Below are 26223 nucleotides of genomic sequence, written 5' to 3' on the forward strand. Positions count from 1 at the left end.
CCCTTACTTCTCGCGCAGGTCGGGGTCGGGGTGCTCGCCCTCGGACTCGATGCGGTACTCGCGGCCGAACATCGCCTCGTGCTCCGCCATGACCCGGTCGCTGGGCGGTTCCTCGCCGCCGTGGATCTGCTCCTGCATCTGTTCGAACCGCTCGTGCTGCTCACGCACATAGCCGGCGCCGAGCGTGGTCAGGTCCATCTGAGTGTCCAGCAGTTCGCGCAGATACTGCTTGTTCGGCTCGAAGGTGAGCACGTTCGGCAGCTCGGGCGCCAGCACCTCCTGCGGCTCGCGCCCGTCATGACGGCGCATCAGGTCACAGGCGATGTGCAGGTGCTCCAGCTCCATGTTCAGGTGCAGCTCCCAGATGGCCTTGACCCTGGGGTCGCTCTCCTGCTCCATGAAGGAGTAGTAGAGGTAGCACTCGTTGTACTCGTGGTTGACGAGCTGCTCCCACCACGTCTCGCCCGGGTCGACCAGCGACTCGTAGTGGGTGACGTGCTCCTCCTCGATCAGCCCGATCTCCTGGTAGAGCTGGCGGGCGATCGGCTCCATGTAGGTGGGGCCCGTGTTCATGTAGAAGTTCATGGTCTGCTGCTCCGCCGACAGGATCGTCAGGGCGTGCAGCTTCGACAGCGGGTTCGTCTCGTCCTTCGTGTACGGATCGCGCACGTTGTCGACCGGGTCGCGGTGGTGGAACCTGGTCGGCCGTCCCGGCATGACCTCGGTCAGTCCGTCGACGATGGACTCCGCCTTGCGGTGTTCGATCATCTCGTACAGGTTGGCGTACCGGTACAGATGGTCGAAGTCCTCGAGCACCCCGAACTGATACGCCTGCTTCAGATACGGGTCCGGCTCCATCCGCGCCACCCAGGCCGTCAGGTCCACCGCGACCTGCTCGTAGGCGATCGTCGTCTCCAGCACCGAGGACACGCCGGGCAGCAGCCAGTTCACCACCTTCTGCTGCTGCGCCTCGATGTAACGGGTCCGCGCGAGCTGCCGCTTCACCTCGGGATCGACGGTGTTGCGGGCGAGCTGGTGGCTGAACAAGATGGCCTCCACCTCGATCCCGTTCATCGTGATGATGCGACACCGGGTGTACGGGTCGCAGTGGTCGGGATCGATCGGCTTCACGTTCAGCTCGCGCCAGCTGCGCAGCTGGCGGTCCAGCGGGATACCCCGCTGCTCAAGTGGATTGAAGGTCATGGCAGAGGACTCCTCGTGACTGGCCGGGTGGGCGGGGTACCCCTGTCGCACTACCGCATGCACGCCACAGGGCGGTGTCGCCATGTTTTGGCCCTGGGGTTCCCGCGGCCACCGCCCACGCCCGAACGGCTGAACCAGCCCTCCCTTCGAACACCTGGATGGGCTGTTCGGTCGCACCCGCGGTGCGAGATGAGCACCAGGGTCGGACAGCACCCGGAGTCGGTCGTGAAGGGGGGACATCGGTCTTCCCCTGGCCGTCACTCGGAGACCGTGCGTGGTTGGTGCCGGACGGCACCACGTGGAGCGCCGATGACCCGCCTGCGGAGAAAGTCACATACTTTCATCCGCTATATGGGGTTTTGTGCAGTTCTGGCGGGTACCCGTCACTCCCTGGGTCACGCGAAGCGTGGACCCCTGACGCGGGAGGCGAGCATGACCGACCAGACTCACACCACTATGGAGTCGCACCCGGACATGGCGGAGATGCGGGAGCGCCACGCCCGGGCCGAGCGGGCGGCGTCGACCCAGCGAGGGCAGGCCGTCGAGGCACTGGCCATGGTGACCGGCCTGTATCTGGCCGCATCGCCCTGGATCGCGGGCTTCAACGGTTTCACCACCCTGGCCGTGAACAACCTCATCACCGGTATCGCCTACGCGCTGCTGCTGAGCGGCTTCGGCCACGCCTACGAGCGCACGCACGCCAGGGCGTGGGCAGCCGCGATGCTCGGAGCGTGGACCATCGTCGCGCCGTGGGTGGTGGCAGGGAACGTGGACACCACGCGCAGCGTCGTCAACAACGTCATCGTCGGCATCGTCGCACTGGTGCTCGCTCTGGCCGCCGCCGCGGCGGCGAAGGAGACCGACAGGAGCAGGAGCACCCGCTCCGCCCGGAGGCCCGGCTGACGTGAGTCTCCGGACCCTGGATCATTCGCCGTAGCGCCGTGCAGCGGCTCTGCTGGGGCTCTGGGCATCTCGTCGAGTAGTTGCCCAGCGCCCCATCGTGGAATGGTCTTCCGCGTCCTCAGCCTTCGGCGCCGGTGGCGTCGTGGGCCGCTCCCACCGGCTTCGATCAAGCGAGTCCACAGCGCCCAGGGCTCGGACGGCCAGTGGTGTGTCCGGCGGTGTCACCGGACACACCAGACCCGTCGTGGTACTCGATCGTGTCAAAAGTCGGCACTCCGGTACTCGTCGGAGGCGGGCCGCTCCACCTGACGCCAAAGCGGCCAGGCCAGACGGACCAGGCCAGACAGGACGGCTGATCGGCAGAGCCTCGTCGGTTGGACCCTGAGCCAGGAGGAAGCCTCGGGGCAGGTTCAGGACAGGGTGCCCTGTTCACAGACCCGGCGGGCGACCTCGCGGAGCTTGATGTTCTTCTTCTGTGAATAGCGGCGCAGCACGTCGAACGCCTGTTCTTCGGTGATGTGGTGGCGGCCCATGAGGATGCCCATGGCCTCGCCGATGAGGTGGCGGGTGGCGACGGCGTGCTCCATTTGGGCATGGGTGCGGGCGCTGGAGAAGGCGATGGCCGCGTGGGAGGCCAGGAGCAGCCCGGCCAGCTCGCTGTCCTCGGTGAACGCCCCGGCTTCATGGGAGTAGAAGTTCAGCGCGCCGAGGTCTTCGTCGTCGGTGAACAACAGAAAGCCCATCATGCTGCCCACGCCGAGCGCGCTGGCCCGGGGGGCGTAGCCGGGCCAGCGCTGGTAGTCGTTGGTGAGGTTGGAGATACGGAAGACCCGCTGCCCGCGCGCGCTGTGGGCGGCGTCGAAGCACGGCCCTTCGCCCAGCTGCTGTTGCAGCTGATCGCTGTCGGTGACTAGTTGGTGGGTGGGGGCGAGGCTCTCCACCTTCATGTCATGCAGGATGAGGATGCCTGCCGCGTCACAGCCGTCGACCAGTTCGGTGGCGGCCGTGGTGATCCGCTGGAGTGTGGCGTCCACCGAGTCCTGCGCCAGGAGATCCCGCGCCATCGACGTCATCTGCTGGGCGAACCATCCCCAGTCCACTTGGTCCTCCACTTCTCGTTCCGCCTGGACAGACCTCATACCCAGCCTTCCACGCGAGCCTCGCGGCGAAGCGGAACGGATACGGGCGGCAGACGACCCGGTGACGCGTTCTGGGCACGTCGGCGTCATGCTCCTGAGAGGGCTTGCTGAGGGGAGGGACCGCTGAGTGCGGATGCCGGTTGCGGTGTCCGACGTATGCGCGGCAGGTGCCGGCATCGCCATCTCTCGGACGTCGGTTCAAGGGACGACGACACGGCTTGCGGCATGTGCAGGCTTCGTTCGCCCTCGCCCTCGCCCTCGCCCTCGCCCTGAGCAGGCATGGCGGGTACTCGTGACCGTCTCGCGCACAGCAAAACACAACTGCGCGTGATCGCCGAATCACCCCTGCTGAGGCCCCCTGGCCAGCCGCTGCCGGGCCTCTCGCCGGTCGCCTGGCCGTAGCCGTAGCCGTAGCCGTAGCCGTGGTCGTGCAAGCGCACAGCGCCCCAGCACGCTGGAGAACCCTGCCCGACGTGCCATGGGCATCAGTGCGCCCGCCCTCAACCAGGCTTCCGCGCGGGGACGATGACGGCCGGGTTCATGCTGTGGCTGACCAGTGCGTGGACGGTTTCGGCGAGGCTGACCCGGTGGTGGCTCGTGTAGTCGGTCAGGAGCTGCCCGGCTTGTGCGATGGTCACACCCGCGTACTCGGCGATCATGCCTTTGGCGATCTCCAGGATGGCCTTGACGGAGATGGCGCTCTGTACGCGGGTGATGACGTCGTCGCTTCGGGCCGGTTCGGTGGACCAGTGCATCAGGGCCAGCGCCGCGCAGTCCGCCAGTGCCTGCGCGAGGTGCACGTCGTCGTCGGGGAGGGCTCCGGCGTTGTTGTTCAGCAGGGTGAGGCCGCCCAGGGGACGGTCATGGAGACGGACCGGAACGGTCTGCAGCGACCGGTATCCGGCGTCGGTCATGGCGGTGACCAGTTCCGGCCAGTGGTCACGTTCGGCGGTGATGTCGGGGACGCTGTGGGCCACGCCGGTGCGGTAGCAGTCCATGCAGGGGCCGCTGCCGGTCTGCATCTGCAGCAACTCCACGAACGCGGCCTCGTCGCTGGTGGCGGCCATCGTTCGCAGACCGCCCCGCGCGTCAGCGACCATCACTGCCGCAGCGTCCACTGCCAGCAGTTCCGTACAGGCGCGTACCAGTCGGTTGAAAAGGTGCAGCGGATCGAACTCCGACGCATAGGTGTCCGCCAGGTCGACGAATGCCTTCGCCAACTGCCGTTCGCGGTTCATGCTCGCCTCCCCGGCGTTGTCGTCACACGTACTGCTTGCTCGTTCATTCACGGCGCATGTCCAGGGTGCGGTCGATGACGGCCCGCGCGATCTCCGTCGAGGTGCTGCCCTGGGCGAAGGCCCGGGCGCGGATGCGCAGGACGGCCTCTTCGGCAGTCACTCCGAGTTGCACCATGATCATTCCTGTGGCCTGGTGGATCTCGTCCCGATCGGACTCGACCCCCTCCAGCCACGTTACGACCCCTTGCGGGTCCGTAAAAGAGTGGTCGAGGGCTGTCACGGCCAGCGTGACGGCATCGGCGACCAGCAGCGACGTGCGCACATGATCCTTACTGAGCGAGCCGACGGTGTCCCGGTACAGGTCAAGGGTGCCCAGCGGCCGTCCGGCACCGGCCAGCGGAACGGAGAAAACGGCCTGCGCGCCTGCCTTGGTCGCCTGGACGGAAAAAAGTGGCCAGCGGCGGGCATCCGGAGGGCGGGTCAGATCCGTCGCGAACACCGGGGCGCGCAACCGGACCGCCTCCGTGCCCGGCCCCTCACCGAGCGTGTACTGGATTTCCGCGAGCTGCGCGGCCACGTCGTCACTCGCACAGAGGACGACCCCCGAGTCCGCGCCGTTGCCCTGAACCGACACCGACAGTCCCGAGACGTCCGGCAGGAGCTTCACACAGGCACGGCACAGTGCGTCGGGTACCTCGGCAGGTGGCAGCCCGCGCACGTTCTCGACAAGCTCGCGGGTGATGCGGGCCCGTCGGGCACGTGTCTCCTGTTCAGCGTCCCCGCTGCCGAACTCGTCATCATCGACCACCGCCCTCACCTCCCCACGGGCACACCATCATCGGCTTCATCGATACTGCCCTGTCGGCGGTGCTTCGTCCGACAGGCGGACGGCGGCGATCCCTTCGGCCGCCCACCTCGTCGGTCCCGCGGTCCCTCCGTCGGCCGCCCGCAGCCATGACGCTTCCTCTTCCTGCTGCTTCAGCTCCGCGATGAGCGGCTCGTCCGGGTGCTTCAGCTTGCTGGTTACCGCGGCCGAGTCCCCGTTCGCGGAGCGTGAAAACCCGACGCGGTCACAACCCTGTCATCCAAACAGCCAGTGCCGAACGGTCTGGGAGGACCACGCCCATCCACCACCCATTGGCCAGAAGCCAGGGACCACCGGAGGAGAGGGCTGTCGGGGCTGGGATACGAAGAAGACGTTTGTTCTGGCGTAATCGGTGCAGACGACAAACTGACACAGTCTTTATCTGAGGAAGCGGAGGAAACCATGGGCATCATCGCGTGGATCGTCATCGGCTTGCTCGCCGGCGTCATCGCCAAGGCCCTGATGCCGGGCAAGGACCCCGGCGGCATCATCATCACCATGCTCATCGGTATCGCCGGTGGTCTGCTCGGCGGCTGGCTCGGCAAGGTGATATTCGGCGTCGACTCCATCGACGGGTTCTTCGACATCTCGACCTGGATCGCCGCGATCGTCGGCTCCTTCATCCTGCTCGCCCTCTACCGCGTCGTCACCGGTAACCGGCATTCGAGCCGTCACGCATGACCCACTGAAGGCAACAGGCGTGTGACGCACGCACTGGACGGCTCCCCCCTGTTCGCAGGCCGGGAGCCGTCGGCCTGTCAGGAAGCAACAGGACATACGGGCTTGGGGCGACCTGGGCGAGGTTCGCGCGGACATACGGGTAGCGGCCCTCTTGGACCAACCGCCCCCGGCGGCGGACCGGCCACAGGGCTGACGAACGGAGAGCGGATGTCGGTCGACCTCGCCGGGTTCCTCGGTGTGGTGCTGGTCGCCTACCTCGTCCCGGGGCCGGACTTCCTCGTGGTGCTCCGGTCGGCGACCGAACATCCGTCGAAGGGCCGGGCCGCGGGGCTGGGCGCCCAGGCCGGGCTGTGCGTGCACATGCTCGCCGCCGCCACCGGGCTGTCGCTGATCGCCGTCCGATCCCCCATGGTCTACGACGCCATCAAACTGCTGGGCGCTGCCTACCTCGTCTACCTGGGGGTACGAACCGTGCTGGCAGCCCGGCGGGCGGTCCGTGAGCGGTCCGCCGGGCGGGCGGGGCCCACCGGCCCGGAGAGCGGCCCGGCGGCGGAGGCCCCCGCCGCGGCCGGCCCCGCCCGTGGCCGGTGGCGGTCCGGCTTCACGCAGGGCTTCCTCAGCAACGTGCTCAACCCCAAAGCGGCGCTGTTCTTCCTCAGCGTCCTGCCCCAGTTCGTCAACGGTGGCGGCGGATCGATGACCCGGCAGATCTTCTTCCTCGGTACCGTGGACGTCCTCATCGGCATCGTCTACTGGTTCGCCCTGGTCGCCGTCGCCTCGCGCCTACGGGTCCTCCTCGCCCGGCCAAAGTTCCGTCACCGCTGGGAGCTGACGACCGGATGGCTGTTCATCGGCATCGGCATCGGTGTCACCGCGATCGCCTGACACCTGAGACCCCCTTGTACGCCGACGCCGTCCAGGCCTGTACGCCGACACCGTCCGCGTCGGTGAGTGCCTCCCACCCGCGAGCGCCGGCAGCAGGGCGAGGCCCAGGCGTGGTCCCGAGAGGGAGCAGTGGCGGGCGATACGCCATAGAATGACCCATATGCCATCCGCCAGATGGGACGGCTTTCATGATGTTCCCCGAGGGGGTAACACCGGACGGAACGCTCGGACCGTTCGAGATGGCGAATGTGGCCGCCGCGGTGATCGATGCGAAGGGCACGGTCATCGGCTGGACGGGGGCCGCTGAGCGGCTCCTGGGATACGGCGCGGCGGAGGTTCTCGACCGATCCGCCGTCACTCTGCTGGCGCGCTCCGAGGACGCGTCACGGGCCGCCGAGGTCGCCGAGGAGTGCGGGACCCGGGAGAGCTGGGGCGGCCTGGTGGGCGTCCGGCACCGTGACGGCCACCGTCTTGAGGTCGGGCTGCGGGTGACCGCGATGTCCGACACGGACGACCGCCAGACCTGGCTCGTATCCGCGATCGACGTGTCGAAGGCGCCGACCTGGGCGGTCAGCGGGCAGGTGCTGGAGGGGTTTCTCACCCGCTCGCCGCTCGGCATGGCCGTGCTCAGCCCGGACCTGCGGTACGTGTGGATGAACGACACCCTGGAGCGCTACGGCGGTGTGCCGCGTGACGAGCGGCTCGGGCGCCGGATGTCGGACTCGTTGCCGGGCCTGAACACCGAGGCGCTCGAAGCGCAGATGCGGCGGGTGCTGGAGACGGGCGTGCCGGTCATCGACTACGAGTACCAGGGCTGGACCTGGGCGGATCCGCACCAGGAACACGCCTACTCCACCTCCTTCTTTCGGCTCGACGACCCGGACGGCAACCCGCTGGGCGTGTGCTACATGGGCATGGACGTCACCGACAGATGGCGGGCCCGGGAGCGCCTGGCCCTGCTCAGCGAGGCCAGCGCCTGTATCGGGGGCACGCTGAATGTCATGCGGACCGCGCAGGAACTGGCCGACTTCTCGGTGCCGCGGCTCGCGGACTTCGTGACCGTCGATCTGCTGGAAGCGGTGCTGCACGGTGACGAACCGGGGTCGGGGCCGGCCGACAGCGCGTATCTGGTGCGGCGTGCCGGGCAGCAGTCGATCCACGAGGGCTGCCCGGAGTCGGTGATCGCGACCGGCGACTCGATCGACGCACCCAGGTCCTCGCCGTACTTCGAGAGCATGGCCAACTGCACCTCGGTGCTGGAACCGTTCCTGGACGCGGCCACCGCCCCGTGGGTCGCGCAGGACCCGGCACGGGCCAGGAGCATCGCGGAGTTCGGGATGCACTCGGTGATGTGGGTGCCGCTGTCCGCGCGCGGCACCGTGCTGGGGGTGGCGACCTTCATCCGTATGGAACATCCGCAGCCGTTCGAGGAGGACGATCTGCTGCTCGCCGAGGAGCTTGTCGGCCGGGCCGCGGTGTGGGTGGAGAACGCCCGCCGCTACACCCGTGAGCACACTGCGGCGCTGGCTCTGCAACGCAGTCTGCTCCCGCAGGGGCTGAACGGCGGGACGGCCATGGAGGTGGCCTCGCGCTATCTGCCGGCCGACGCACGGGAAGGGGTGGGCGGCGACTGGTTCGATGTGATCCAGCTGTCCGGCGCCCGGGTCGCCCTGGTGGTCGGCGACGTCGTCGGGCACGGCCTCAACGCCGCGGCGACCATGGGCAGGCTGCGTACCGCCGTTCTGACGCTCGCCGACATGGACCTGCCGCCCGATGAGCTGCTGGCCCACCTGGACGACCTGGTGATCCGCCTGGCGGAGGAGAAGGGCGGCGACGACGAGCCCGTCGCCACGGCGGTACTGGGCGCCACCTGCCTCTACGCCGTCTACGACCCGGTCACCCAGCTGTGCACCATGGCCCGGGCCGGACATCCGCCGCCCGCCGTGGTCACCCCGGGCGGCAAGGTCACCTTCCCGGACCTTCCGGCGGGCCCACCGCTGGGCCTCGGCTCGTTGCCCTTCGAGTCCGCCGAGATCTCCCTCCCCGAGGGAAGCCTGATCGCCCTCTACACCGACGGTCTCATCGAGAGCAGTGACCAGGACATCGACGTCGGGCTGTCCCGCCTCAGCGATGTGCTCGCGCAGTCCGGCCTGCCGCCGGAGGAGCTGTGTTCGGCGGTCGTGAACAATCTGCTGACCGGCCCCCAGACCGACGACGTCGCTCTGCTCCTGGCCCGGCCGCAGGCGCTGGGCGCCGACCGGGTCGCCTCCTGGGACCTGCCGACGGATCCGGCGATCGTCGCGAGTGCCAGGGAGCTGGCAGTCCGCCAGCTCCTCGGATGGGGGCTGGAGGACCTGGTGATGACCACGGAGCTGGTGGTCAGCGAGCTGGTCACCAACGCCATCCGGCATGGCACGGGGCCCGTCAGGCTGCGCATGATCCGGCATGACAGGTTGATCTGCGAGGTGTCCGACGCCAGCAACACCTCGCCCCGGATGGGCCATGCGCGGACCACCGATGAGGGCGGCCGGGGGTTGTTCCTGGTCGCCCAGCTGACCCGTCGTTGGGGTACGCGCTACACCCGGGGCGGGAAGATCATCTGGGCCGAGCAGGACCTCCCGGGGCGGGCGGGCGACGGGGGCGGGTGCTGACGGCCCGAGCCCGCCGCGGGGCGGGTGAAAGGCGCGTCGAACGTTTCCGTAGCCCTTGATCAACCTTGATCAACACCGCGCGGCGGGGGCGGCGGCCCACGCGCCTGACCCGGGGATTTCACCTTGGGTGGATCGGCGGGCGGCTCCGCGGGCGTGCCGCCCTGCGGTCGCGGTGCCTCGCCCGGTCCGGGGTCGTTCTTGGTCCCGCGCCGGTCTCAGTTCCGCGCCAGTCCTGCCAGGAGCAGCTCGACCAGCCGCCGCGGGTCGTAGCGCGGGTCGCTGCCGTGGCTGATGCAGAGGTTGCCGATGCCGCGCATCAGCTCGTAGGCCCGGGTGCCGGGCCGGATCTCGCCGGCGTCGGTCGCCGCGTCGAGCAACTGGGCGCAGACCGGTACCAGGCGGTCGAGGAAGTAGGTGTGCAGTGCGTCGAAGCCGCTGGTGTCCGACTGCATCGCGTTGGCGAGCCCGTGCTTGGTGACCAGGAAGTCGACGAACAGGTCGACCCACTGGGCCAGCGCCGCGAGCGGTGAGGCGGCGTCCGCCAGCAGGGTCGGGCCGGCCTCGGCGCAGGCCTCGACCTGGTGACGGTAGACGGCGACGACGAGATCCGCCCGCGTCGGGAAGTGGCGGTAGATCGTCCCCATCCCGACGCCCGCCCTGGCCGCGATCTCACGGATCGGCGCGTCGACGCCGGAGGTGACGAACACCGCGGCGGCGGCGGTGAGCAGCGTCTGCTGGTTGCGCTGAGCGTCGGCCCGCTTGCTCCGGGCGGGCCCCTTCCCGGACGTGCCCGCAGGGTTCACCATGCTGTCCTCCTCCTTGCCGTCCTCCGGCACCCTTTGACAAAACGGAACAGCGCTCCGTATATTAAACGGAACGTTGTTCCGCTTTCAGTGTAAGGGACGTACGCATCATGAGGGACACCTCTGTCCTCTCCGTCGCACCGGTAGTGCTGAAGACCCCCGACCGAGCCGTGGACCTGGAGATACGGATCTCCGCGCCCGTCACCGGCAACGAACTGCCGGTCATCCTCCTCTCGCACGGTCAGGGCTACTCGAACCACCTCTCCTCGTTCAACGGCTACGCCCCCCTCGTCAACCACTGGGCGGCGCACGGGTTCGTGGTCATCCAGCCCACCCATCTCAGCTCGACGACGCTGAGCCTGCCCTCCGACACCCCCGGGGCACCCCTGTACTGGCGGTCGCGCGCCGAGGACATGACCCGCGTCCTCGACCGGCTCGACGAGATCGAGGCCGCAGTCCCGCAGCTTGCCGGGCGCCTGGACCGGGGCAGGGTCGCCGTGGCCGGGCACTCGATGGGCGGGCACACCGCGAGCCTGCTGCTGGGTGCCCGGCTCACCGACCCGGACGACGGGACGGAGGTGGATCTCACCGAGCCCCGGATCAGGGCGGGCGTCCTGCTCGCCGCGCCCGGCCGGGGAGGCGACGCCCTCACCGAGCACGTGGCCGAGAACTGGCCCTTCTTCTCGACCACGGACTTCTCCCGTATGACGACACCCACGCTCGTCGTCGCCGGCGACAAGGACGCCTCCGCCCACCTGACGGTCATGGGCCCGGAGTGGCACACCGACCCCTATGTCCTCGCCCCGGGCCCCAAGGCCCTGCTCACCCTGTTCGACGCGGAACACGGCCTCGGCGGCATCTCCGGATACGACGTCGCCGAGACCACGGACGAGAACCCCGCGCGGGTGTCCGTGGTCCAACGGCTCACCACGGCCTACCTCCGCACCGAGCTCCACCCGGGGGACCCCGCCTGGCAGTCGGCGCGCGACGAGCTGACTGCCGGCCCCGACCCGCTGGGACGGGTCGATTCCAAGTGACCAAGTGACCAAGTGGCCGGTGACCGGGTGACCGGGTGACCGGGTGACCATCGTGGGGTCAGGGCCGGTCGCCCGTGCGCATCGCCGCGACGAACCGCCGTGCCACGTCGACGAGTTCGCCGCCAGCGGCGTCGCCGACCAGGTCCGCCGTCAGGGTGACGTTCTCGGAGGTCCCGCTGGCGAGTCCGACGAGACCGACCTTCACGATCCCCTCCGCGCCGGTTCCCCTCACGGTCCCGCGTCCCGGTCGTGGGACCGTACCGAGTCCCGCCGTCGGGCAGAGGATCAGTAGGCCCTCGCGACGGCCGCCGGCTCGGTGGGCACCGTCACGTCGCCGACGACCTTCGCGGCGGTCAGGTCCGCCGGCGCCAGGTGCCGCTCGCCTGCGAGGGCGTAGCTGATGACGGCGGTGTCGCTGTCGCCGCCCAGGATCGTGCAGCCGGCGGTGATCCCGGCCGGCCGGCCGTCGACCGTCGTGCCGTCGACCGTCGTGCCTTCGGAGGGCGCGCCCTCGCCGTACAGCCACAGCACCCGGTTGCCGTCGGCATCCCGGGCCTGGGTCAGTACATGCCTGCCGTACGTGGCCCAGTACGCGCCATGGGCGATCGCGACGTCCGTCACGGTGCCGCCGGACGAGCCGAGGTGCGCCGGGATACCGGCCCGGGGGAGTTGTTCGCCCAGCTCAGTGGCGTACCGGTGCCGTACGACGTCCACGGGTACCCCGACCTGACCTTCTGGGCGTGCGGGTACTGGTCAAGCAGTTGCCTCGACGGTCCGGGCGAGGATTCCGAGTGTGGCACGCAGTGCGGACTCCTGGAGGATGGGGAAGATCCCGGCGGCCCGGTACCGCTCGTGGATGCGGCTCCAGTCGTAGTACGAGGTCACCTCGGTGCCGCTCGCGGTGGGGCGGAGCCGGTAGCCGAAGCGGTGGTTGATGGAGGGCTGGAAGTCGGGGTGGGTCGGCGTCCACTCGATGAGCGTGTCCTGCTCGAACCGGGTGATCTCCACGGTGACGTCGTAGCGGCCCATCGGCCGGTCGTTCAGCGCCTCGCGGTCCATGTGGACGACGAACGAGTCCCCGGCCGCGCGCACCGCCTCGCCGTCGGCGGACTGGAGCATGCCCGAACTGTCGATCGCCACATGCCCGTTGGGGTCGCACAGCAGGCCGAATATGCGGGTCGCCGGTGCGGCTATGGCTCGGGTCACCTCGAACCGCTCCACGTTGTCCACGTTCTCCACCGACTCCGGCTGTTCAGCCGTCCGCGCCTGCGACTGGTCCGCCTGCTCCGCTGCCATGACTCCCGTGCTCCCTCTCGTCGACCGGCCGGAATTCTAGCTTCAGGCCCGGTTGTACCTGGCGGCGACCAGCGCGATGTCGTCCTCCGGGTCGGCGGGGGCGACCCGGTCGAGGACCAGGTCGAGGAGGTCCTCGGGGGCCGGGCAGCCGCGGATGCGGGTGAGGCGGCACAGGGAGGCGTCGATGTCCTCGTGGCGGCGCTCGATCAGGCCGTCGGTGTAGAGGAGGAGGGTGTGGCCCGGCTCGCAGGGGGCCGTGAAGGAGACGTAGCGGCTGTGGCCGGTGCCCAGGGGCGGCCCGGGCGGGACGGGCAGGAGCGTGGCCCGGCCGTCGGGGCGGAAGACGACGGGGGGCAGATGGCCGGCGCTGGCGTAGGTGCAGATGCCCCGGCGTGGGTCGGCGATGGCGATCACGCAGGTCGCGGGACGGTCGGCGGCCGTGGTGTGGAGCAGGTGGTCGAGTTCGAGCAGGATGCGGTCGGGACCGGGTTCGCGGGCGGCCACCACGCGCAGCATGGCCTGGTAGCGGCTCATCGCGACGGCGGCCTCCAGGCCGTGGCCCATCACGTCGCCGAGGGCCAGCAGCGTACGTCCGTCGTCGAGGGCCACGGTCTCGTACCAGTCCCCGCCGACGAGCACACCCCGCCCGGCGGGCCGGTAGCGGTAGGCCACGTCGATGTCCGGGTGCGGGCGGCCCGGCTCGGCCAGCAGGGCGCGCTGCAACTGGACGACGGCGTTGTGCTCGGTGGTGTAGCGGCGGGCGTTGTCGAGGCTGATGGCGGCCCGGCCGGCCAGGTCCTGGGCGATCACGGCGTCGGTCTCGTCGAACAGGGGGGAGTCGCCCGCCCGGACCATGGTGACGGTGCCCACGTCGTGGCCGCGGGCGGTCAGCGGCACGATCAGGGCGGAGTGGATGCCGGCGGCCAGATAGGCGGAGACGTTCCCGGTGTGGGCCGCGGCGTTGCCCATGTCCTGCTCGTCCATCAGGTTGTCGATCACCGGTCGTCCGGCCTCCAGACAGCGGACGACCGACGAGCCGGGCTGGTGGTCGACGTACTCGCCGGGTCGACCCAGGGGCCGCATCATTACTTCCAGCTCGGGCACCGCGGCCAGCGCCACCCGGCGCAGCCGCAGGGATCCGTCGCGGGGCGTCCGGCTGGTGCCGTGCTCGGGGAGGACCTTCACGGTGGCGGCGTCGGCGAGCTTCGCCACCAGGAACTCGGCCAGCTCCTGGCAGGTGGTGTCCATGTCCAGGGTGGTACCGACGCGGGTCGCGGCCTCGTCGAGCAGGGCCAGGCGCTCGCGGGCCCGCTCCAGCTCGCGCTGTTCCTGCCGGGCGGCCGAGATCTCCAGCACGATGCCGACGATGCCCAGGGTCCGGCCGTCCTGCTTCAGCCGGTGGTAGGCGCCGTGCCAGTAGCGGCGTTCGAGCGGGGAGTCGGCCTGGGTGTGACCGCTGGAGATCGTCTCGCGCGGGATGCCGTCCGCGATGACGGCCCGCAGTACGTCCTCGCGGGCCTCGACGCCCGGGACGACCTCGGCGACGGTACGGCCGAGGTGCTCGGCGGCCGGTACACCGTTCATGTGCGCCAGGGTGGCGTTGACGTACCGGAAGCGCAGCTCGGTGTCGAGGACGGCGATCGCGGCGGGCGTCCCGTCGAGGATCTGCCCCAGCAGCTCACGCACCCGCGCCGACCAGACGTGCCAGAAGCCCGGATCGCCCTCCGGCGCCTCCACGCCCACGTCCTCGCTCTCACCCTTGCCCGCGCCCTCGTCGCCGGCCCGCTGCCGGTCCACGACAGCATCCGATCACGGGTGGGCGGTGAGCGCACGCGGAGGTGCGGAGGCCGCCGCTGGTCGACCACCAGCCCGGCTCGGCTGTGGGGCCCGCCTCGTCGCTCATCGCGCGCGCAGTGCAACCTTCCTTCCGCCTCACGAGTCTCTCCGCTGTACGTCCTGCCCGCACAGCTCGAAAGGCTCCCGTGCACCAGAAGAGTCTCGTCGCCGCCCGGACCGGCGGTGTCATGTCCGCCGTCGTTCTCGGCAGCCTGTTGGTCGCCGTCCCGCAGGCGGCAGCCGCCGACATCACCTGCTCGACCAACGTCTACAAGCGGACGTTCTACAAGAACACCTCGTTCTCCGGCTCCCCGGCGAGGACCGACTGCGACAGCACGGTCAGCCGGAGCTGGTCCGGCAGTCCTGTTTCAGGTGTGCCGTCGAACAACTTCGGTGTGCGGTGGTCGGTGAGCCGTGACTTCGGATCCGGTGGCCCCTTCACGTTCGCCGCTTCCGCCACCGACGGCGTCCGCGTCTACCTGGACGGCGTCCGCAAGATCGACCTGTGGAAGAACACCGGTGACACCGCACGCTCCAAGAGCGTCAACCTCACCGTCCCGCGCGGCAGGCACACCCTCCGCGTCGACTACGCGAACTGGACCGGCGCCGCGAAGGTCAAGTACACGTACACGCCCCGGACTTCGGCGACGTACGACAAGACGAAGCCTCTCGTCCCCGCCGGTGTGAAGACCGCCTACAACACCACGACCCGCAGGACGACCGTCTCCTGGTCCGCCAACAAGGAGATGGACCTGGCGAGTTACACCCTCTACCGACGGCCCGTCACCTCCGGCACCTGGACGAAGGTCAGCACGACCACCGCCCGCAGCCACACCGACCCCCTCGTGAACCCCGACGACCGCACGCCCTTCTACTACGAGGTCCGCGCCAAGGACAAGGCGGGCAACACCTCGTCCGGCAGCACGGACACCATCGTCCGTCCCCTGCCCGTCGTCACCTCCCTGACCGGCACCTACGACAAGGCGACCGGCAAGGTCACCCTGAAATGGCCCCTCAACGCCGAGCCTCACGTCGACCACTACACGGTGCTGAGCAACGACGAGGTGGACGGTTCCTACGTCTGGGTCCCGCTCGGCACCACCAAGGGCAACACGTGGACCACCGCCCCCGTCCCCGCCGACGGCGAGTGGCGTCACTACCGCGTCCTCGTCACCAACGACGGCGGCACGACCACCTACAACCCGCGCTGGCTGGACGCCGACGCCACCAACGAACTCTGGTTCGGGATCCCCGACGGCATCGCTCCCTTCTCCGCCCCCGACCTGACCCTCGGCTCCTGCGCGAGCGGCGTTCAGGCGACAGCCTCCGACAGCACACCGGCCCCGATCCGAGACTTCACCGGGTTCGAGATCGAGCGGCGCGTGGCGGGGTCGACCACCTGGTCGGTCGTCCTGCGCAAGGGATTCGACCCGCGCCCCGCTACCGCCACGGCCACCGTCTGCGATCCGCTGCCCTCCGACGGGCGCACCTATGAGTACCGGGCCCGCACCCATGACACGGCCGGAAACTTCTCGCCGTACAGCGATATCCGCACCATGACGATGCCGGTCGGCTGACGTTCGCGGAGGAACATCCGACAGAAGCCCGGAGTTGAGGCTCACCGAACACGGAAACGGGCCCGCGTGTGGTCACGCGGGCCCGCTGGTCCTTCAGCGGCGGTCAACGCCACTCGGCCGGGATGTGGGTCACCTGCTCCAGCAGGTCCCAGTCCTTGGGCCGGGAACTCGGTGAGCGCCACGGGGCGCCCTGGCCGAGCCAGTAGCCGCGGTAGTCGCGGATCCCCATGACGCTGACATCGCCCATGCTGGGCTCGTTGCCGCAGCACGGGCAGATGGCGCCCTCGTTGGGCCAGCCCTGTTCCCAGAAGGGCTCCACGCCGTCGTCGTATCCGCAGACGCGGCAGACGGTTTCCCATGCGGGGCCCTGTGGACTCCCGGTTCGGGTGGCATGCGGTAGGGCCCCTTTCGTCGGGAGGGTTCGTTTGGAGGGTGTCGGCGTTCCCTGCCCTTGTGCCCTGAGCAGCCACCGTACCGTCGGCCCGATCCGGTCCTTGCTGTCGCGCACGGCCGGGCCGCCCGGCGACATGGGTGGCCACCTCGTACTCGTGTCTCCGTCGGGCGCCGATGCAAAGTTCCTTCTTCCCTTCTGCACATTCAGGGTGACCGCGTCCGGTCCCGCCGGAGTGGCTACCTCTTCGGTGAATCACAGAACGACGCGACCCCAAGCGAAGATCAACAGGAACAAAACCTTCCACATCCCGTCGAAATCAGACCCCTTCCGCTCTACAACCCTCGATCTGACCCAGAAGTCTCTGTGCGTGAACCATGAGGTTCTACGGTGTTCGCGGGTTTGCCGTGACTGTCGCCGGGCAAGCGCCCGCCGTTCCGCTGCCGGTTGCCGCCGCCGTTTTCGGGGCGTGGTCGGTTGACGTGGGCGGGCTTTCCGATGGGGGATCAGGTGTCGATGCAGGGCGCGGACAGTGGGCCGCCGGCTCACGGGCGGGTCGTGGGCGGGACACGGGAAGGGGTTTCGTCGGTGATCCCGTCCCCGCGTCAGCCCCTCCCGCTCGCCACGACCGAGCACGAGTTAAAACCGGCTGGGACGACGAAGAAACCCGCCCGCACGACGGCCAGGCACGCCGCCGTCCCGGGGCGCGGTGACCGTCGGCTCTACGCGATCGACGGGCTCCGGCTGCTCGCCGCCCTCGTCGTGGCCCTGCACCACTACGCCGGAACCTGGAGGGTCGACCAGCCGGACAACGCGATCTGGGGCCGGCCGGTCTCCGACATCATGCCGACCTGGTTCCGGTTCTCCGCCTACGGCTGGATCGGCGTCGAGATCTTCTTCGTGATCAGCGGCTTCGTCATCTGCATGTCGTGCTGGGGGCGCACCCCGCGCCAGTTCTTCACCTCCCGCGTGATCCGGCTCTACCCGGCCTACTGGTTCGCCATCATCTTCACCTCGGCGTGCCTCGTCGCCATGCCCGGTGTGTGGGAGCAGCACCGGGCACGCGAGGTGTTGCTCAACTTCACGATGCTGCAGTCCGGTTCACGCGTCTCGAACGTCGACGGCGTGTACTGGACCCTCTGGTCGGAGCTGCGCTTCTACCTGCTCTTCATGGCTGTTGTCGTGACCGGGCTGACGTATCGCAAGGTCGTGGTGTTCTGCTGTCTCTGGGGCGCCGCCGCGATGATCGCCCCGGCTGCCGGATTCCGTCCCGCGACGCTGATCATCAACCCCGAGGGCGCCTGGTACTTCATCGCCGGACTGGCCCTCTACCTCATGTACCGGTTCGGCCAGGACCTGCTGCTCTGGGGCATCCTCGCCATGTCGTGGCTGATGGGACAACTTGAACTCGGGCACCGCATAGACACGATCGAACGGGTCTCCAGCTGGCGCGGCAGCGTGCTGATCTTCACCGTGTTCCTGCTGTTCATGGTCGCCGTCTCGCTCGGCTACACCGACCGCATCCGCTGGAAGTGGCTGGTCACGGCAGGTGCGTTGACGTACCCGTTCTATCTGATGCACTACCTGGTCGGTACGGCGATCATCAACCGCCTGCGCGACACCATGGACGCCCGCCTCCTGGTCGTGTCCGTGATCGCCGGCTTCCTCGTACTGAGCTGGCTGGTGCACAAGTTCGTGGAAGCGCCCCTGGCGCGGCTGCTGAAGCGGGGCCTGGACACGTCGTTCGCGCGGCTGCGCAACGCCTCGTCCATGTCCTGACCGGCCGGCCGCCCCCTCTGCCGAAACCCCGGGCCACCCTCCTGGCTCGGGGTTTCCTTCCTTTGCCGTGCGGTTCAACCCGCATGCACGGCAGGGGCGTTGACCCACCCCTGGCGCACCAGCAGAATGAGCCCGCGCGTTCCTGAGAGCGCTCTCAAGCCGGCAGAGGAGACCCATGAACGGCAGGCCCGACAGACGACCCGACAGGCACCCCGGCAGCCAAGGCGCCCAGGTTCCCGCACTCAGCCGCCGCACTCTCCTCGGCGCCGCGGCGCTCACGGCGGCGGCCTCCGGAACCGCTCACGCGGCCGTCGGCTCGTCCTCAGGCAAAGGGACTTCCGGGAAGGAGACTTCCGGCGCGGGGACTTCCGCCCAGCGCCGCGCCCACTCCTTCCTCGCCGCCGCCATGGACGCCTACCCCGACCACGGAGACATCCGGCTCACCCAGAGCTACACCGACCAGGCGGGCCTGTTCAGCACGGCGTTCACCTACGACAACGCCCTCGCGATCCTCGCCCACCTCTCCGCACGCACCGAGGCGGGCCGCCGCCGGGCCGTCGCCCTCGGGGACGCCCTGCTGTACGCGCAGGCCCACGACCCGGTGTACGACGACGGCAGGCTCCGGCAGGCCTACAACGTCGGGCCGTACGTCTTCTTCGACGGGGTCGCCCAGCCCGACGGGTTCGTGCGAGCCGACGGCACCGCCAACGTCGGTACCCAGTTCGGGTTCACCGGTACCGCCGTGGGCGACATGGCCTGGGCCGGTATCGCCCTCGCCGCACTGGCCCGCCGGACCGGGAAACGCCGCTTCCTCGACGCCGCCGTGCGGATCGGCACCTGGATCGAGGTGAACGCCAGTACCCAACAGCCCCTCGGCGGCTACAAGTTCGGGGTCGACGGTGCCAACGCGAAACTGCCGTTCAGCTCCACCGAGCACAACACCGACCTGGTCGGCCTCTTCGGACAGCTCGCCCTGCTCACCGGGGACCGGGTGTGGCGCCAACGGCGGGCGAGGGCACGGGCGTTCGTCGAGAAGATGTGGGAGCCGGCCGGAACATCGAGCAAGGCGTCCGAGGGCTTCTTCTACACGGGTACCAACGACGGCGTGACCGTCAACAAGTCCCCGATCCCCGAGGACACCCAGACCTGGACCCACCTGGCCCTCAACTCCCGCCGCTACTCCGGTTCGTTGGACTGGGCCGCCACCGAACTGGCCGTCCTGGACAGGGCGGACCGCACCAACAGCACAGTGCCCGCAGGACAGTCGTACGAGGGAGTCACCTTCAGCTCCGCCAGCCTTGTGGCCGACGAGGACGCCCCCATCGCCGAGTTCCAGCCCAGGCCCGACCGCAACGGCGTCTGGTTCGAGGGGACCGCACACCTCGCTCTCGCGTTCCGGGACCGAGCCGGACACGGCGACGAGGCACGCGCCCACCGGCTGATCGCCTCCATCGAGCGCGCCCAGGAACTCCTCGGCGCCGGCCAGACCGTCGGCAGCCGGGCCCTGCCCGGGCGCGCCGGAGTCGTCTCGGCGACCAGCCCCCTCGACACCGGATTCGGATTCGGCTACTACCCGTACCGCCACACGGGCGCGACCGCCTGGTACCTGCTGGCGGCGGCCCGCTCAAATCCCCTGCGGGCCTGACGCGGTACGCGGCGAGCCGGTCCGACGACCAGATCCGACAGGCCCGCCCAGGCCCGACGAGGCGCGTTCATGCGGAACAGCAACAGGTGCATGAACGCGCCCAGCACACCCCGGAGTTGAGCCCGGATCGCCGGATCGCAAGGCCGTCAGGCGGTCAGGCCGTCAGGCGGTTGCCGCAGCCGCCGCCTTCCCGGCCTGACGGCCCGAGAACAGGCACCCGCCGAGGAACGTGCCCTCCAGCGACCGGTACCCGTGGACCCCGCCGCCCCCGAAGCCCGCGACCTCACCGGCCGCGTACAGACCGGGAACCGGAGTGCCGGTGGCGTCGAGGACGCGGCCCGACAGGTCGGTCTGGAGGCCGCCGAGTGTCTTGCGGGTGAGGATGTTGAGCCGTACGGCGATCAGCGGCCCGGCGGAGGAGTCCAGGATCTTGTGGGCCGACGCCGTCCGGCTGAGGACGTCGCCGGGGTAGGAGAGGGCGTTACGGATGCCCATGACCTGGGCGTCCTTGCTGTACGCGTTGTCGATCTCGCGGTCCCGTGCCTCGATCTGGCGCTGGAGCGAGGCCAGGTCGATCAGGCTCGTGCCGGTCAGCTTGTTCATGCCCCGGACCAGCTCGGAGAGCGTCGTGGACACGACGAAGTCCTCGCCGTACTTCTTGAACCGCTCCAGCGGCTCCGGTGTCTGCCAGACGCGCGAGAGCAGCATCCAGATGTCCTTGTTGGTGAGATCAGGGTTCTGTTCGGATCCGGAGAGCGCGAACTCCTTCGCGAGGATCTTCTGGGTCGTCACGAACCAGGAGTAGTCGTAGCCGGTGTCGGTGATCGACTTGAGGGTGTGGAGGGTGTCGTACCCCGGCATGTCGGGTGCGGAGAACCGCTTGCCCGTCGCGTCGAACCACATGGAGGACGGGCCGGGCAGGATACGGATGCCGTGGCCCGCCCAGATCGGGTCGTAGTTCTTCAGACCCTCCGTGTAGTGCCACATCCGGTCCGGGTTGACGATCCGGCCGCCCGCCTTCTCGGTGATCCCGAGCATCCGCCCGTCCACGTGCGCGGGCACGCCCGTGATCATCGACTTGGGTGCGGTACCCATCCGGGCCGGCCAGTTCTGCCGTACGAGATCGTGGTTGGCCCCGATCCCGCCGGACGTCACGATCACCACCTCGGCGCTCAGCTCGAAGCTCCCGACCACCGTCCGGGAACTGGCCTTGCCCCGCGCGGCCGTGCTCGCCTCCAGAACCGCGCCGCGTACGCCGGTGACGGTGCCGTTCGTCCGGATCAACTCGTCCACGCGATGGCGGTGCTTGAACGTGACGAGCCCGTTCGCCACCGCCGCCCGCACCTTCTTCTCGAACGGTTCCACTACGGCGGGACCCGTGCCCCAGGTGACGTGGAAGCGCGGTACGGAGTTGCCGTGGCCGTCCGCGAGGCCGCCGCCGCGCTCCGCCCAGCCGACCATCGGGAACCACTGCATGCCCAGGCCGGCCAGCCAGGCCCGCTTCTCGCCGGACGCGAAGTCGACGTACGCCTGGGCCCACTTGTAGCCCCAGTGGTCCTGGCCGAGCGGGTTGTCGACGTCCCGGTCGAAGCCGGCCGAGCCCTGCCAGTCCTGCCAGGCCAGGTCCTTGGAGTCCTTGACGCCCATCAGGCGCTGCTCGGCGGAGTCGACGAAGAACAGTCCGCCGAAGGACCAGAACGCCTGGCCGCCGAGGTTGGACTCCGGTTCCTGGTCGAGCAGCAGCACCTTGCGGCCCGCAGCCGCGAGTTCGACCGTGGCGACCAGCCCGGCCAGCCCGTGGCCCACGACGATCGCGTCGGCCGACGTGGCCGCCGCCGAGGCGGCGAAGGCCGTGCCCGTCTGGGTGAGGGCGGTCGCGGCGACCGCGCCGCCGGCCAGCGTCAGTGCCCGGCGGCGGCTGACCGGGTCAGTCAAGTGCTCCATGGTGGGGTGCCTTCCGGGAGGGGACGTGCGGCGGGTGCGGGTGCCGATGCGGGACCAGATGCGCGTGCACGGGCGTGTGGGGCGTCCGCGAGAAGGGTGTGTTTGTGGCGAGCCTGGGGTTACCGTCGGTAGCGCTCAGGGAACCAGGTCGGTACGACAGTGCGGTAGTAGCCGGGAGCCAACGCCTCCGTCCCTCCGTTGTGTCCCGGCGACACCGCACCGAGGCGGAAGGGGGAGGCCCATGACGGTCCTCACCGACGTCAGCGACTCCACCGAGCGGCCCGAGCGGCCCGAGCGGTCCGGGCGGTCCGAACGCGAGACCGTCGCCGAGGTGCTGCGCGCCATGGCCGCCGACGCGGACGTCCAGGGCGAACTCGTGCACGCGGCCCGGAAACACTCTCCCGAGGTGGCCCGGCTCGCCGAGGCGGAGACGCACTGGCACGTCACTGCCATGATCAACGCGGCCGGCGCCTGGCTGGGAGACCCCGGTGGGCGTGACCCCGGTACCGGGGACGACGGCGAACAGGGCGTAGACGCCCATGACTTCGCCGCCGCCCTGCTGCTCGGCGCGGACCGGGCCGGCCAGGGCGTGCCGATGACCGCCGTACTGCGCGGAGTGCAGGCCGCCCACACCCGCGCCGTCGAGATCACCGTCGACCGCTGCCGTTCGGCCGGGGTGCCCGACGGCGCGCTGCTCTCCGCCGTCCTGCGGCTCAAGGAGTACGGCGACGCACTGCAACGGCACGTCGTCCACGGGTACCGCACCGCCGAGTGGGACACCCCGCGCGCGCTGGGCGAGACCCGGGCGCGTCTGCTGCACCGGCTGCTCGTCGAAGGCGAACGGGCGCCCGCCGCAGAGGAGTTGGCGCGGGCCGGGCTGCGCCACAACGCCGTACGCCACCTCCTGGTCGCCGACCCGGGCGGCGACCCCGCCCGCACCCGGCGGCTGGCCCACCGCCTCGCCGCCCTGCGCGGCTGCCTCTTCGGCATGCTCGACGGACGGCTGGTGGGCCTGTATCCACGGCTGCCGGCGGGCGAGACGATCGAGGACGGAGAGCGGGAGCGGGAGTGGGAGGGGAACGGGAACGGGAAAGGGAAGGGAGAGCTGGAGGGGGAAGAAGGCGGCGCGGGGAACGGCGGTGCGCTCGTCGTGGTGTCACCGGCCGTACCCCTGGAGGACCTCCGGGCCGCCTACGGCCTCTGCGTCCGCGCCCTGGACCTCGACGGAGGGGCGAGGGCGACACCGGGATCGTACGGGCGTCACGGCGTGTACGAACTCACCGACCTGGCAGCCGAGATCGCCCTCGCCGACCAGCCGCTCCTGGGCGCCTGGCTCAGCGCCCGCCTCCTCGCGAACCTCGACCCCCGGGACGTTTTCCACCGTCAGATCGCCGTCACCGCACTGACGTTCCTCGACCACGGCCGTCGCCTCGACCGGACGGCGGCTACGCTGTTCACCCACCCCAACACCGTCCGATACCGCCTCGCCCGGCTCCAGCAGCTCACCGGTGAGTCCCTGACGGACGATCTGCCGGGCAGCGACTCCGGGCCGCTGGGCACCCTGCACTGGTGGTGGGCGCTGCGGACCTGGCTGGGGCCCGGCGTCGACGGAAAGCCGTAGGGTGTTATGCAGAAGAGACGTACTCAATGCGTACTTAATACATCCTTACTGTAAACAGATAGCATCCGACCGCGATGGTGTACGTCGGCGGCCGGAACGAGGTGGGTCTGGTGGGTGGCATGACGGTGGAGCCGCGTATCGCGGTGGCCGTGGTGACCATGGGAAACCGGCCCGCCGCGCTGAACGCGCTGCTGGAGTCGATCGCCAAGCAGGACCTCGCCCCCGACCGCATCGTGCTCGTCGGCAACGGCTGTCCACTGCCCGAACTACCCGGTCTCTCCGGCGAGGTGACCACCATCGAGGTCGACGAGAACCTCGGCTGTCCGGGTGGCCGCAATGTGGCCCTGGCCCGGCTGCGGGAGTTCGGGGACGTCGACGTCGTGGTCGACCTCGACGACGACGGCCTGCTCATCGACCCCGATGTGCTCACCCGCGTACGGGACCTGTACGCCGCCGACCCCCGGCTCGGCATCGTCGGTTTCCGGATCGCCGACGAGAACGGCGTGACCCAGCGCAGGCACGTCCCCAGGCCCGGCGCGGGCGACCCGATGCTCGGCGGCTACGTCACCCAGTTCCTCGGCGGCGGCCACGCCCTGCGCATGGCGATGCTCGACGAGACCGGTGACTGGCCGGCCGACTTCTTCTTCGCCCACGAGGAGACCGACCTCGCCTGGCGGGCCGTCGACGCGGGCTGGAAGATCCTCTACGAACCGCGTCTCCTGCTGCGCCACCCCAGCACCTCGCCCGCCCGGCACGCCATCTACCACCGGGTCACCGCCCGCAACCGGGTCTGGCTGGTCCGCCGTCGGCTCCCGCTGCCGCTGATCCCGGTGCATCTGGGCGTCTGGATCGCGATCACCGTCCTGCGCGGCGGCTCCACGCGCGCGCTGCGAGCCTGGTTCGCCGGTTTCGTGGAGGGCCTGCGCGAACCGGCCGGCGAACGCCGCCCGATGCGGTGGCGGACGGTGTGGACACTGACCCGGCTGGGCCGCCCGCCGGTGCTGTGAGCCATAGGGACGCGATAGGGACGCGATAAGAGGGCCCCGGTCGTCACCTCTGGCGACCGGAGCCCTCTCGCGTACCCGGACCCGGCCGCGACGGCGACACTCCCCCGAGCTGCGCGTCATACGCGCGCACCCTCGGACCGGTTCCGTTGAGGTGATCACATCAGGCCACACCAACAGATCGCTAACATGGGAGTCCGGTAGGCGGACGAGAGGGCAGTGGGGCGAGAACATGCGGTGCAGTCTGCGGTTCGGACTGCTGGGCGCGCCCGTTCTGTACGACGGAGACGCCCCCAACGCCCTTACCGGGGACGGAATCCAGCCGATCGGCAGCATCAAGGTACGGACGCTGCTCGCCGCCCTGCTCCTCGAACCCGGCAGGGTCGTCCCGGTCGGGACGCTCAAGGACGCGCTGTGGGGCGGGGTTCCGCCGGTGTCCGCGCAGGCCTCGCTGCACAACCACGTGACCCGGCTGCGCCGGCTCCTGGACGATCCGGGACGGCTGCGGGCCGTAACGCCCGGATATCTCCTACGGGTCGGCCCGGGCGAGCTGGACGTGCACGTCTTCCAGGCCCATGTCGAACGGGCGCGGGCCGCCCACGCCAACCAGGACTGGCAGCGCGTCCTGGACGAGTGCGCGTCGGCCCTCGCCCTGTGGCGCGGCGCCCCGCTGACCGGCCTCCCGCCCGAGACCGTCGGATACGCGTTCACCCAGCGACTGACGGAGGCCCGCCTGCTCCTCCTGGAGTGGCGCTACGACGCCGAGCTGTACGTCGGCGGCCCCCGACTCCTCTCCCTGATCCCGGAGTTGACGGCCCTGACGGCCGAGCATCCGCTGCGCGAGTCCTACCACCGCCAGCTGATGCTCACCCTCCACCGCACCGGCCGCCGAGCCGAATCCCTCGCTGTCCACCGTGACCTCCGCAACCGCCTCCTGGACGAACTGGGCGTGGAACCGGGCCCGGCAGTACGTGCGGCCCACGTGGAGGTACTGCGCCTCCCGGCGGGGCCGACGGGTTCGACCGGCCCGGCGGGTCGGGGGAGCCAGGGGGCCCCGGAAGGCCCGGCGGGCCGGGGAGGCTCGGGAGTCCTGGCGGGCCCGGGAGCCCAGGCAGCTCTGGCGGGCCGGGAGTGGCCGGGCGTTCCGGCGGACCAGGCGGGTCGGGCGGGCCGGGGAAGCCCGGAGGAGTGGGGAAATCTGGCGGCTCCGGCAGATCCGGCAGGTTCGGTCGGCTGGGATGGGCTGGTTGATCCGGTGGACCCGGCGGGTCGGGGAGGGCCGGGGGATCCGGCAGGTCCGGCAGGCCGGGAGTGGCTGGAAGATCCGGCGGGCCAGGCGGGCCAGGCGGGTCGGGGAGGGCCGGGGGCTTCGGCGGCCCCGGCAGGTTCAGTTGGCCGGGAGAGGCTGGTGGATTCGGTAGACCGGGCGGGTCGGGGAGGCCCGACGGGCCACGGGGCCCCGGCAGATCCGGGGGATCCGGCAGGTCCGGCCAGCCGGGAGCGGGCGGGAGATTCAGCGGACCAAGCGGGTCCAGAAGGTCCGGCGCCCTTGGCGCATCCGGTGTGTCGAGAGCGGCCGGGAAATCCAGCGGGCCAGGCAGGTCCGGGAGGTCCGGCGGATCTGGGCGACCAGGAGGGTTCAGCAGGACCGGGAACCCCGGCGGGTCCAGCACGCCCAGAAGGGCGGGGAGGCCCGGTGGGGTCAGGCCGCCCAAGGGGTCGGGA

The 26223-nt window shown here is 70.0% G+C and carries 21 protein-coding genes and 1 pseudogene; 11 read left to right on the forward strand and 11 right to left on the reverse strand.

Annotated features, from left to right (window positions below; all coding sequences use genetic code 11):
- Window positions 1-3: 3 nt before the first annotated feature.
- On the reverse strand, window positions 4-1203 hold the full coding sequence (locus tag IEY89_RS29140; protein WP_189150505.1) for a hypothetical protein: 1200 nt from the start codon (window positions 1201-1203) through the stop codon (window positions 4-6).
- 432 nt (window positions 1204-1635) lie between these two features.
- Here IEY89_RS29140 and IEY89_RS29145 point away from each other — a divergent pair, with 432 nt between their 5' ends.
- The gene (locus IEY89_RS29145; protein WP_189150506.1) at window positions 1636-2106 is read left to right on the forward strand and encodes an SPW repeat protein; all 471 of its coding nucleotides are present in this window, start codon (window positions 1636-1638) and stop codon (window positions 2104-2106) included.
- A 410-nt stretch (window positions 2107-2516) separates the two neighbouring features.
- Here the strand turns inward: IEY89_RS29145 and IEY89_RS29150 are convergent, their stop codons facing one another.
- The 3 genes from IEY89_RS29150 to IEY89_RS29160 all read right to left on the reverse strand — a co-directional run bounded on the left by IEY89_RS29150 (window position 2517) and on the right by IEY89_RS29160 (window position 5291).
- Entirely contained in the window at window positions 2517-3179 is a 663-nt protein-coding gene (locus IEY89_RS29150) for a GAF and ANTAR domain-containing protein (RefSeq protein WP_189150597.1), read from the reverse strand.
- Window positions 3180-3745: 566 nt separating this feature from the next.
- The gene (locus IEY89_RS29155) at window positions 3746-4483 is read right to left on the reverse strand and encodes a GAF and ANTAR domain-containing protein (protein WP_189150507.1); all 738 of its coding nucleotides are present in this window, start codon (window positions 4481-4483) and stop codon (window positions 3746-3748) included.
- 43 nt (window positions 4484-4526) lie between these two features.
- Window positions 4527-5291 carry a GAF and ANTAR domain-containing protein gene (locus IEY89_RS29160; protein ID WP_189150508.1) on the reverse strand — a complete coding sequence of 255 codons (765 nt, stop codon included), beginning with the start codon at window positions 5289-5291 and terminating at the stop codon, window positions 4527-4529.
- Between the two features lie 459 nt (window positions 5292-5750).
- On the opposite strand from IEY89_RS29160, the gene IEY89_RS29165 reads away from it, so the two are divergent.
- From IEY89_RS29165 to IEY89_RS29175, 3 genes are all read left to right on the forward strand, one after another.
- A complete protein-coding gene (locus IEY89_RS29165; RefSeq protein ID WP_164417894.1) occupies window positions 5751-6029 on the forward strand; it encodes a GlsB/YeaQ/YmgE family stress response membrane protein in 279 nt (92 codons plus the stop codon).
- A gap of 207 nt (window positions 6030-6236) precedes the next feature.
- Window positions 6237-6914, forward strand: a complete 678-nt coding sequence (locus IEY89_RS29170) for a LysE family translocator (protein ID WP_189150509.1) — start codon at window positions 6237-6239, stop codon at window positions 6912-6914.
- Between the two features lie 188 nt (window positions 6915-7102).
- Window positions 7103-9565 carry a SpoIIE family protein phosphatase gene (locus IEY89_RS29175; RefSeq protein ID WP_189150510.1) on the forward strand — a complete coding sequence of 821 codons (2463 nt, stop codon included), beginning with the start codon at window positions 7103-7105 and terminating at the stop codon, window positions 9563-9565.
- A gap of 215 nt (window positions 9566-9780) precedes the next feature.
- Here IEY89_RS29175 and IEY89_RS29180 read toward each other — a convergent pair whose 3' ends face one another.
- Window positions 9781-10371 (reverse strand): TetR/AcrR family transcriptional regulator, encoded by a 591-nt coding sequence (locus IEY89_RS29180; RefSeq protein ID WP_189150511.1) that lies wholly within the window; start codon window positions 10369-10371, stop codon window positions 9781-9783.
- A 107-nt stretch (window positions 10372-10478) separates the two neighbouring features.
- On the opposite strand from IEY89_RS29180, the gene IEY89_RS29185 reads away from it, so the two are divergent.
- Window positions 10479-11405: an alpha/beta hydrolase family protein gene (locus IEY89_RS29185; protein ID WP_189150512.1), complete on the forward strand. Its 927-nt coding sequence runs from the start codon at window positions 10479-10481 to the stop codon at window positions 11403-11405.
- A 58-nt stretch (window positions 11406-11463) separates the two neighbouring features.
- Here IEY89_RS29185 and IEY89_RS29190 read toward each other — a convergent pair whose 3' ends face one another.
- Genes IEY89_RS29190 through IEY89_RS29205 form a run of 4 tightly spaced genes read right to left on the reverse strand, consistent with a single transcriptional unit; the run spans window position 11464 to window position 14498 of the window.
- Entirely contained in the window at window positions 11464-11637 is a 174-nt protein-coding gene (locus IEY89_RS29190; protein ID WP_189150513.1) for a hypothetical protein, read from the reverse strand.
- A 53-nt stretch (window positions 11638-11690) separates the two neighbouring features.
- Window positions 11691-12119, reverse strand: coding sequence for a hypothetical protein (locus tag IEY89_RS29195; RefSeq protein ID WP_189150514.1), 429 nt, complete (start codon window positions 12117-12119; stop codon window positions 11691-11693).
- Between the two features lie 39 nt (window positions 12120-12158).
- Window positions 12159-12701, reverse strand: coding sequence for an SRPBCC family protein (locus IEY89_RS29200; RefSeq protein ID WP_229695466.1), 543 nt, complete (start codon window positions 12699-12701; stop codon window positions 12159-12161).
- A 42-nt stretch (window positions 12702-12743) separates the two neighbouring features.
- Window positions 12744-14498: a SpoIIE family protein phosphatase gene (locus tag IEY89_RS29205; RefSeq protein WP_189150515.1), complete on the reverse strand. Its 1755-nt coding sequence runs from the start codon at window positions 14496-14498 to the stop codon at window positions 12744-12746.
- Window positions 14499-14683: 185 nt separating this feature from the next.
- Here IEY89_RS29205 and IEY89_RS40995 point away from each other — a divergent pair, with 185 nt between their 5' ends.
- A complete protein-coding gene (locus IEY89_RS40995) occupies window positions 14684-16114 on the forward strand; it encodes a fibronectin type III domain-containing protein (RefSeq protein ID WP_229695467.1) in 1431 nt (476 codons plus the stop codon).
- Between the two features lie 103 nt (window positions 16115-16217).
- Here IEY89_RS40995 and IEY89_RS29220 read toward each other — a convergent pair whose 3' ends face one another.
- Window positions 16218-16433, reverse strand: a complete 216-nt coding sequence (locus IEY89_RS29220) for a hypothetical protein (protein ID WP_189150516.1) — start codon at window positions 16431-16433, stop codon at window positions 16218-16220.
- A 660-nt stretch (window positions 16434-17093) separates the two neighbouring features.
- Here IEY89_RS29220 and IEY89_RS29225 point away from each other — a divergent pair.
- Both IEY89_RS29225 and IEY89_RS29230 read left to right on the forward strand, forming a co-directional pair.
- Window positions 17094-18284 (forward strand): acyltransferase family protein, encoded by a 1191-nt coding sequence (locus IEY89_RS29225; protein ID WP_229695468.1) that lies wholly within the window; start codon window positions 17094-17096, stop codon window positions 18282-18284.
- A 175-nt stretch (window positions 18285-18459) separates the two neighbouring features.
- A complete protein-coding gene (locus IEY89_RS29230; protein ID WP_189150517.1) occupies window positions 18460-19929 on the forward strand; it encodes a Tat pathway signal sequence domain protein in 1470 nt (489 codons plus the stop codon).
- Window positions 19930-20091: 162 nt separating this feature from the next.
- On the opposite strand, the gene IEY89_RS29235 is transcribed toward IEY89_RS29230, so the two are convergent.
- Window positions 20092-21873 carry an FAD-binding dehydrogenase gene (locus tag IEY89_RS29235; RefSeq protein WP_189150518.1) on the reverse strand — a complete coding sequence of 594 codons (1782 nt, stop codon included), beginning with the start codon at window positions 21871-21873 and terminating at the stop codon, window positions 20092-20094.
- A gap of 241 nt (window positions 21874-22114) precedes the next feature.
- Between IEY89_RS29235 and IEY89_RS29240 the strand changes: the two genes are divergently transcribed.
- The 3 genes and pseudogenes from IEY89_RS29240 to IEY89_RS29250 all read left to right on the forward strand — a co-directional run.
- On the forward strand, window positions 22115-23494 hold the full coding sequence (locus tag IEY89_RS29240; protein ID WP_189150519.1) for a PucR family transcriptional regulator: 1380 nt from the start codon (window positions 22115-22117) through the stop codon (window positions 23492-23494).
- 119 nt (window positions 23495-23613) lie between these two features.
- A complete protein-coding gene (locus IEY89_RS29245) occupies window positions 23614-24501 on the forward strand; it encodes a glycosyltransferase family 2 protein (protein ID WP_229695469.1) in 888 nt (295 codons plus the stop codon).
- A 229-nt stretch (window positions 24502-24730) separates the two neighbouring features.
- A pseudogene (locus IEY89_RS29250) lies at window positions 24731-25580 on the forward strand (AfsR/SARP family transcriptional regulator); the annotation flags it as partial.
- Window positions 25581-26223 lie beyond the last annotated feature (643 nt).

Origin of the sequence: Streptomyces lacrimifluminis, from assembly GCF_014646095.1 — a bacterium.
GTDB classification, from domain to species: Bacteria; Actinomycetota; Actinomycetes; order Streptomycetales; family Streptomycetaceae; genus Streptomyces; species Streptomyces lacrimifluminis.

Coding starts and splice junctions, on each gene's coding strand:
- IEY89_RS29140 (WP_189150505.1), bottom strand. CDS start 1,203: ATGACCTTCAATCCACTTGAGCAGCGGGGTATCCCGCTGGACCGCCAG.
- IEY89_RS29145 (WP_189150506.1), top strand. CDS start 1,636: ATGACCGACCAGACTCACACCACTATGGAGTCGCACCCGGACATGGCG.
- IEY89_RS29150 (WP_189150597.1), bottom strand. CDS start 3,179: ATGACGTCGATGGCGCGGGATCTCCTGGCGCAGGACTCGGTGGACGCC.
- IEY89_RS29155 (WP_189150507.1), bottom strand. CDS start 4,483: ATGAACCGCGAACGGCAGTTGGCGAAGGCATTCGTCGACCTGGCGGAC.
- IEY89_RS29165 (WP_164417894.1), top strand. CDS start 5,751: ATGGGCATCATCGCGTGGATCGTCATCGGCTTGCTCGCCGGCGTCATC.
- IEY89_RS29170 (WP_189150509.1), top strand. CDS start 6,237: ATGTCGGTCGACCTCGCCGGGTTCCTCGGTGTGGTGCTGGTCGCCTAC.
- IEY89_RS29175 (WP_189150510.1), top strand. CDS start 7,103: ATGATGTTCCCCGAGGGGGTAACACCGGACGGAACGCTCGGACCGTTC.
- IEY89_RS29180 (WP_189150511.1), bottom strand. CDS start 10,371: ATGGTGAACCCTGCGGGCACGTCCGGGAAGGGGCCCGCCCGGAGCAAG.
- IEY89_RS29185 (WP_189150512.1), top strand. CDS start 10,479: ATGAGGGACACCTCTGTCCTCTCCGTCGCACCGGTAGTGCTGAAGACC.
- IEY89_RS29200 (WP_229695466.1), bottom strand. CDS start 12,701: ATGGCAGCGGAGCAGGCGGACCAGTCGCAGGCGCGGACGGCTGAACAG.
- IEY89_RS29230 (WP_189150517.1), top strand. CDS start 18,460: ATGAACGGCAGGCCCGACAGACGACCCGACAGGCACCCCGGCAGCCAA.
- IEY89_RS29235 (WP_189150518.1), bottom strand. CDS start 21,873: ATGGAGCACTTGACTGACCCGGTCAGCCGCCGCCGGGCACTGACGCTG.
- IEY89_RS29240 (WP_189150519.1), top strand. CDS start 22,115: ATGACGGTCCTCACCGACGTCAGCGACTCCACCGAGCGGCCCGAGCGG.
- IEY89_RS29245 (WP_229695469.1), top strand. CDS start 23,614: ATGACGGTGGAGCCGCGTATCGCGGTGGCCGTGGTGACCATGGGAAAC.